Origin of the sequence: Mesorhizobium sp. M7D.F.Ca.US.004.03.1.1, from assembly GCF_003998635.1 — a bacterium.
Lineage (GTDB): Bacteria > Pseudomonadota > Alphaproteobacteria > Rhizobiales > Rhizobiaceae > Mesorhizobium > Mesorhizobium loti.
The window spans coordinates 1-7,343 of record NZ_RZQG01000236.1 but is presented as its reverse complement, the minus strand read 5'-3'; the positions used below and the strand labels follow the sequence as shown (position 1 = coordinate 7,343).

The following is a 7,343-nucleotide window of genomic DNA, read 5'->3' as shown; positions in this document are numbered from 1 at the left end:
CATTTGTGGTGCTGGCCAATGGAAACATCAGCGACTTGCAACTTGCCAAAAGCTCGGGCTCTCCGGAGCTCGATCAATTCGCTTTGGAGCTGGTGCGAAAACAGGCGCCCTTCCCTCCCATTCCGCCGGAGACCGGACTGTTAAGCTGGCGGTTCAAAGCACCAATCGGCCCGTTCTGAGCCTCAGCCGCCCCGTTACGCCATCCATCGATCGTCAAAGTTCAAAACCGCTGAAAGGAACCCGATGTACATCGCCATGAACCGCTTCAAGGTGCAGACCGGCTCGGAGAACGATTTCGAAGCCGTGTGGAAGAACCGAGACTCCAGCCTCGCTGAGATGAAGGGTTTTAGGGAATTCCACCTGTTGCGTGGCCCGGTCAACGAGACCGAAGGCTACACGCTGTTTGCATCGCATACGGTGTGGGCGAGCCACGATGATTTTATCGCCTGGACCAAGTCGGAGAATTTTCGCGCCGCCCACAGAAATGTCGGCACGACAAAGGTCCACTATCTCGGCCACCCCCAGTTCGAGGGTTTTGCGGTCGTCGAAGGCGCATAAATACTGGCCGGGGTCAGGCTCCGGCCAGCAAGCTCGCATTGCCGCCGGCGGCGGTGGTGTCGACACAGACCGCCCGTTCATGCGCATAGGCCGCCGGGTTCAGCACCTCGCTGACCAGCGGCACGATCGGGCCTGTGCGATCAGCGATGACCATGCGCACGATACGCGCGGCCTCGGGCGTGCCGGAAAAGGCAACGACATCGACGCGCAGCGAGCGCGCTTCGACCGGATCAGGACGACCATCGATGGCGGAGAGCGGCAGGCCCTTGCCGGTCAGCGCGGAAAGGGCAGCGGGTGCGCCGGGCGCCACGGCCAGAACCGCATTGCCGGCGGCGAGCGCCTGGATCGTCTGCGCGAGCAGCGTATCGCCATCAGGACCAAGGCACAGCACCCGTCCGCGTGGCGACAACGATAGCGTGTTGGCCTCGCCGGTCGGTCCCGGCAGGTCGACCTGGCCGAAATCGATGCCGGCGGCAGCACCAATGGCCGCGGCACCCTTGCCGCGCAGATGCTTCCTCAGAATGGCAATCCGGTCGGGCCGCGTCGACCAGCCGCCAAGTGTGGGATCAGGCAGATTGTCGGCAAGTTCGGTCGCCGTGACCTTATGGCCATCCTGCAAATGGGTGCCGGCCTCCGGCCCCTTGCGGAAGCGCCTGAGATAGTGCGGACCGCCGGCCTTCGGACCGGTGCCTGAAAGCCCCTCGCCACCAAACGGCTGCGAACCGACGACGGCGCCGATCTGGTTGCGGTTGACATAGATGTTGCCGGCATGGATGCCGTCGACGAAATGCTGCACGCGGCCCTCGATGCGGGTGTGCAGGCCGAAGGTCAGGCCATAGCCCTTGCGGTTGATGGCCGCGATGACCGCGTCGATCTGGTCGGCATCGAACGTCGCGACATGCAGCACCGGCCCGAACACCTCGCGCTCCATGTCTTCGATGCCCTTGACCCGGAAGACGTGCGGCGCGACGAAGCGCCCCTCCTTCGGTGCCTCGAGCTTGGCGATCAGCCTGCCCTGCAGACCCATTTTCGTGCAGTAGTCGCGGATCGAGCTTTGCGCCTCGTCGTCGATGACAGGGCCGACATCGGTTGAAATCCGCCAGGGATCACCGATGCTGAGCGCCTCCATGGCGCCTTTCAGCATTTCCAGCATCTTCTTCTCGACGTCCTTCTGCACATAGAGCACGCGCAGCGCCGAGCAGCGCTGGCCGGCACTCTGGAAGGCCGAGGCGAGGATGTCGCGCACCGCCTGTTCGGGCAGCGCGGTGGAATCGACGATCATGGCGTTGAGGCCGCCGGTCTCGGCGATCAGCATGGCATCGGGCGCGGCCGTCTCGGCCAGTTGCTTCTCGATCAGCTTGGCAACCTCTGTCGAACCGGTGAAGCAGACGCCAGCAATGCGCGGATCGGCGGTGAGCGGCCCGCCGACCGATGGACCGTCGCCAGGCAGCAACTGGATGACGTCTTCCGGCACGCCGGCCTCGCGCAGCAGTTCGACGGCACGGAAGGCGATCAGCGGCGTCTGCTCGGCCGGCTTGGCGATCACCGAATTGCCGGTGACAAGTGCGGCGGCGATCTGGCCGGTGAAGATGGCGAGCGGGAAATTCCACGGCGAGATGCAGACGATGGCGCCGCGCGCTTGCGTGCCCGCCTCCGCATTGGCCGCCTCAGTGGCGTAGTAGCGAAGGAAGTCGACCGCCTCGCGCACTTCGGCGACGCCGTCGGCCAGCGATTTGCCGGCCTCCCTTGTGGCGAGCGCGAAGAATTCGACGGCATTCGCTTCATAGAGATCGGCGGCGCGGTTGAGGATGGCGGCGCGTTCGGCAACGGGACGCTTCGCCCAGGCCGGCTGCGCGTCCACCGCGATCCGCACGGCGGTCGCCACTTGCTTGGCAGCGGCTTCGCCGACCGTGCCGACCACTTCGGAAGGCTTGGCCGGATTGAGGATCGGACGCTGCTTGCCGTAGCCGGCGGCGCGCGTGATCGGCTTGGCATGCCAGCGATCCGGCCCGGCAAAGGCCGCCTTGGCCTTGTCGATCGCCGCCAGCGTCACCGTATCGGTGATGTCGAATCCCCTGGAGTTGCGGCGGCCGGCTCCAAAAATCTGGGAAGGCCGGGCAATCGCCGGATTGGCGGCCGAACCCTGGCTCTCGACCGTTTCGAGCGGATCACGGGCAATGTCCTCCGGCTCGACATCTTCATCGGTCAGCTGGTGCACGAAGGAGGAATTGGCGCCGTTCTCCAGCAACCGGCGAACCAGATAGGCAAGCAGATCGGAATGCGCGCCGACCGGTGCATAGATGCGGCAGCGCGTGCCTTCGGACCGTCGCACCGTCTCGTGCAGCGCCTCGCCCATGCCGTGCAGGCGCTGGAACTCGAAGGTATCGCGGTTATCAGCCATCGAAAGGATGGCCGCGACGGTGTGGGCATTGTGGGTGGCGAATTGCGGGTAGATGCGGTCGGTCATGCCAAGCAGCTTCTTGGCGCAAGCCATGTAGGAGACGTCGGTGTTGGCCTTGCGGGTGAAGACGGGATAGCCCGTGAGCCCAAGCGTCTGCGCCCGCTTGATCTCGGTGTCCCAATAGGCGCCCTTGACCAGCCGCACCATGATGTTGCGGTCGTATTTCTTCGCCAGCGTGTAGAGCCAGTCGATGGCAAAGGCCGCGCGTGGCCCATACGCTTGCACCACCACACCAAAACCGTTCCAGCCGGCGAGTTCCGGCTCGGCCAGCACCCGCTCGATCACGTCGAGCGACAGATCGAGGCGGTCGGCTTCCTCGGCGTCGATGTTGAGGCCCATGCGCGAATGGCGCGCGGCAAGCGCCAGCGACAACAGCCGCTCGGCCATGACCGGCAGCATCTCTTCCTTCTGCGCTACCTCATAACGCGGATGCAGCGCCGAAAGCTTGACCGAGATGCCGTGATTCTGCCTGATATCAGGGCCGTTGGAGCCGGAATCGAGCGACGAAATCGCGTCGGCATAGGCCTTATGATAGCGCAAGGCATCGGCCTCGGTGCGAGCCGCTTCGCCCAGCATGTCGAAGGAATAGAGATAACCTTTCTGCGTCATCGGCCGGCCGCGCTTGACAGCCTCGGCGATGGTGCGGCCGAGCACGAACTGCTCGCCCATCTCGCGCATGGCGGCGGCCACCGCTTTGCGGATGACCGGCTCGCCCAGCCGCCGCACCATAGAACGCAGCGTGCCCTCGATGCCGCCCTCGCCCTCATCGAGGACGCGGCCGGTCAGCATCAGCGCCCAGGTCGAGGCGTTGACGAAGATGGAGCTCGAACCACCCGAATGCGCCGACCAGTCGTGCGGCGCGATCTTGTCGGCGATGAGGTCGTCCATGGTTTCAGTGTCAGGCACGCGCAGCAGCGCCTCGGCAAGGCACATCAGCGCCACGCCTTCCTTTGTGGAGAGGCCGTAAGCGGAGAGGAAGACTTCCATCAGGCGAGGATCCGACGAGCCGCGCACCGCCCGCACCAGATCGGCGGCCCGGGCAGAGATTGCGTCGCGGTCTTTCGCTGAAAGGCCTGTCGCCTTGGCCAGCCGCTTCACGGCCTCGTCTTCGTCGGGCAGGTAGTTGGCGCGGATCTGCTGGCGGATGGTATCGAGCGGCATGGCGGTCCTGCGAAGCGAGCATCAAGGAGCGGGCCGGCGGTCACCGGACCGAATGGCGCAAGCTAACACAAGTGCGAAATTTCGACCGGTCCAAAGAAATCGACATTGCAGGTCATTCGATCTATCTTGATGATCCAAAAATATCATATGGACTTCATTTTCGATGACAGAAGACCAATTGGACCGCATCGACAGGAATATCCTGTCCGCGCTGGCAAGCGATGGCCGGCTTTCGATGTCCGAACTGGCGGCGAAGGTCGGCTTGTCGAAGACGCCGGTGCAGGCGCGAGTGAAGCGGCTGGAGAAGGACGGCTACATCAGGGGCTACCAGGCGATAATCGACCGCGAGCGCATGGGCGAAGGCCATGTCGCTTTCGTCCAGGTGAAATTGTCCGACACCCGATCCGCCGCGCTCGATGCCTTCAACCGATCCGTACAAGCCGTGCCGGAGATCGAGCAGTGCCACATGATGGCGTCGAGCTTCGATTATCTGCTGAAGGTTCGCACACGGGATATCGCCGCCTACCGCCGCGTCCTGGGCGAGCGCATTTCAGCCCTGCCCCACGTCGCCCAGACCTCGACCTTCGTGGCGATGGAGACGGTCAAGGATCGGTAGCTCACTCCGCCAGCGTCTTCAGGAAGGCCACCAGCGCCGCACGCTCGCGGTCTGAAAGCTGCAGCGGATGAACTTCGGACGTTCCCTCCACGCTGGGTGCGGCCTTGGCGTAGTGAGCCACCACCTCGTCGAGCGACGAAAACTGCCCGGCATGCATGTAGGGCGCCCGGGTCGCAGCACCGCGCAGCGAAGGCGTCTTGTAGGCGCGAACAAGTTGCGGCGCATCCTTGACCATGAAGCGCAGCTCGCCGCAGGCGCTGGCGTCGCCATCGCGATAGGCGCCGAAGCAGTTGAACGGGTCGGCCTCGACCTGTGCCACGGCATCGATGCGGCCGCGATCCGGCGGCAGACCCGCAACGGGCGGCACGCCGGTGTTGTGAAAGCTGTTGTCGGTGAAGCGCGGGCCGTCGTGGCAGGTCACGCAATTGGCCTTGCCGATGAACAGTTTCAGCCCAAGGATTTCCTCCTTCGAGAAAACGGCATCGCCTTTCGGCTCCGCGCCGGTGACAAGGTCCAGCGCAAAGCGGTCGAAGCGCGTTGGCGCCGGCTCGATCGAGCGTTCGAAGGCGGCGATCGCCTTGCCGATATTGGAAAAGACGCCGTTGATGGCGTCGCGCTGCGGGCCGCTCATCGAGTTCCAGGCAGCCTTCTCGGCATCGTTTCCAAGCGGGCTGGCATTCGACGGCATGCCGGAAAAGTCAGGCAGCGGCCCGAAGATGCGTTCATAGCGCTCGCCGAAGCGCGCCTTGATGTAATGCGCGTAGGCGGTACGGTTTCCTGCCTGCTCCAGCGGATTTTCAAGCGGCGTCAGTGCTTGCGCCCACAGGCTGTCGCGGCGGCCATCCCAGAAGAACCAGGGATCGCGCGCCACGCCGGCCAGCGGCATGGTGCGCCGGTTGGTGTGGCCGACGCCGACCGCTTGCGGCAGGTCGTCCTGGAACTGGCGGTCGATCTTGTGGCAGGTTGAGCAGGACACCGTGCCGTCGCGACTCATACCCAGGTCGAAGAACAGCGTCGATCCGAGTGCGGCGGCCGCCGGCAGGTCGGCAAAACGGTTGGTGGTGTCGGGCTTCAGGGGCGGCAACCTCGACAGCGCCAGCGAGGCGATGGTTTTCTTCTCGGCGTCGGAAAAGTCAGGCTTGCCGCAGCCGGCAAGGATAACGGCCACCATCAGCGCCAGAAAGCAGAAAAGGCGCTTCATCGATCGCTCACAGCACCACGTTGAACAGTACTGTGTCGGAGCCGGCGCCGGACGAGATGGCGAAACGAAGTTGCCACCAGCCGCTCATCGTGAATTTCAGCCCCTCGATGCGGTAACGGCCTTCGCCCAGGTAATCGGTGACCTGCGGGCTGGTCGGCAGGCCGTGATTGTGTTGCGGCATACCGCCGGAGATGGCGATCGCGGCGCGCTCCACCGAAGCCCCAGTCTTTGTTTTCAGGGTCAGCAGCCAGGATTCCAGTTCGCCCTGCCGCACCACGCCCCGTTCCGGCACGAAGCTGGCCATGTACAGCCCATTTTCGGATTTCTTCGTACGCGAGACATCCGGGCCGGCAGGCTGCGCGGACCGCGGCGCCGTCAGATAGACGACCGCGAGAATGCCGACCAGCAAGGCAGCCAGACCAAGACCTGCCAGAAGATAACGCCATATCGATACCAAACCGGTTCCTCTTCTGCAGACAACGCTCTGCCGAACGGATCGCATCCCGCCAGCCTGTGGGAAAACGCTGTGGCGGAAAAAACCCTGCTTGCCAAGCATGGCGCTGCCGATGGCAAAAAGCTACAGCACCAAGATCACTGGAGGACTGTAGATGGCGGGAACCGGCGTCGCCTCGATCGGCGAATGCATGCTCGAACTGTCGGGCCAGACGGGACCGAACTGGCGCATGGGCTTTGCCGGCGACACGTTCAACACGCTGTGGGCGCTGCATGCGTTGAGCACTGAGCGGCCGGCAACCTATGTCTCGGCCTTCGGCGACGATCCCTTCTCGCAAGGCCAGATCGGTTTCCTGGCTGAAAACGGCATCGGCATCGGCTCCAGCCCGGTCATAGCGGGCGCGCGGCCCGGCCTCTATGCCATCACACTGACCGGCGCCGAGCGTTCCTTCACCTATTGGCGTTCCGACGCCGCCGCGCGGCAGCTTGCCTCGGACCCGGCTGCGTTGGCGAAAAATCTTGAAAATCAGGCGCTTGTCTATTTTTCCGGGATCACTTTGGCAATTCTGGACGATGCCGCACGCGCCACATTGCTGGCTGCTGTCGCCAAGGCGCGCTCGGTCGGTTCACTTGTCGCCTTCGACCCCAACTACCGGCCGCGGCTCTGGCGCAATCGCGAGGATGCGCAGGCAGCGATCGTCGAAGCCCTTGCTGTCACCGACATCGCGTTGCCGACCTTCCCCGACGAGCAGATGCTGTTTGGCGACGCAACACCGCAAGCGACCGCAGAGCGACTCGGGCAACTGGTTGGCGAGGTCGTCGTCAAGAATGGCGAAGCGCCGGCGCTGGTTGCCCAACGAGGAACATTACGCGAAGTCCCTGCGATCCATGTC

7 protein-coding genes are annotated in these 7,343 nt (G+C 64.1%); 4 read left to right on the top strand and 3 right to left on the bottom strand.

All coding sequences use genetic code 11. The features are described from left to right. The first annotated feature begins 5 nt into the window (after window positions 1-5). Together EN935_RS15395 and EN935_RS15390 are read left to right on the top strand one after the other, a co-directional pair. Entirely contained in the window at window positions 6-179 is a 174-nt protein-coding gene (locus tag EN935_RS15395) for an energy transducer TonB (RefSeq protein WP_348629892.1), read from the top strand. Window positions 180-243: 64 nt separating this feature from the next. Beyond that, entirely contained in the window at window positions 244-558 is a 315-nt protein-coding gene (locus EN935_RS15390; protein ID WP_127265559.1) for an antibiotic biosynthesis monooxygenase, read from the top strand. A 13-nt stretch (window positions 559-571) separates the two neighbouring features. On the opposite strand, the gene putA is transcribed toward EN935_RS15390, so the two are convergent. After that, complete coding sequence (putA, locus tag EN935_RS15385; RefSeq protein ID WP_127265560.1) at window positions 572-4,180, bottom strand: bifunctional proline dehydrogenase/L-glutamate gamma-semialdehyde dehydrogenase PutA; 3,609 nt, start codon at window positions 4,178-4,180, stop codon at window positions 572-574. 163 nt (window positions 4,181-4,343) lie between these two features. Between putA and EN935_RS15380 the strand changes: the two genes are divergently transcribed. Next, window positions 4,344-4,796 carry an Lrp/AsnC ligand binding domain-containing protein gene (locus tag EN935_RS15380; protein WP_027029407.1) on the top strand — a complete coding sequence of 151 codons (453 nt, stop codon included), beginning with the start codon at window positions 4,344-4,346 and terminating at the stop codon, window positions 4,794-4,796. 1 nt (window position 4,797) lies between these two features. Here the strand turns inward: EN935_RS15380 and EN935_RS15375 are convergent, their stop codons facing one another. Both EN935_RS15375 and EN935_RS15370 read right to left on the bottom strand, forming a co-directional pair. Continuing rightward, window positions 4,798-5,997 (bottom strand): cytochrome c peroxidase, encoded by a 1,200-nt coding sequence (locus EN935_RS15375; RefSeq protein WP_127373421.1) that lies wholly within the window; start codon window positions 5,995-5,997, stop codon window positions 4,798-4,800. 7 nt (window positions 5,998-6,004) lie between these two features. Beyond that, the gene (locus EN935_RS15370) at window positions 6,005-6,454 is read right to left on the bottom strand and encodes a FixH family protein (protein ID WP_109668706.1); all 450 of its coding nucleotides are present in this window, start codon (window positions 6,452-6,454) and stop codon (window positions 6,005-6,007) included. 151 nt (window positions 6,455-6,605) lie between these two features. Between EN935_RS15370 and EN935_RS15365 the strand changes: the two genes are divergently transcribed. Next, on the top strand, window positions 6,606-7,343 hold a 738-nt coding region (locus EN935_RS15365; RefSeq protein ID WP_164771144.1), incomplete at its 3' end, for a sugar kinase.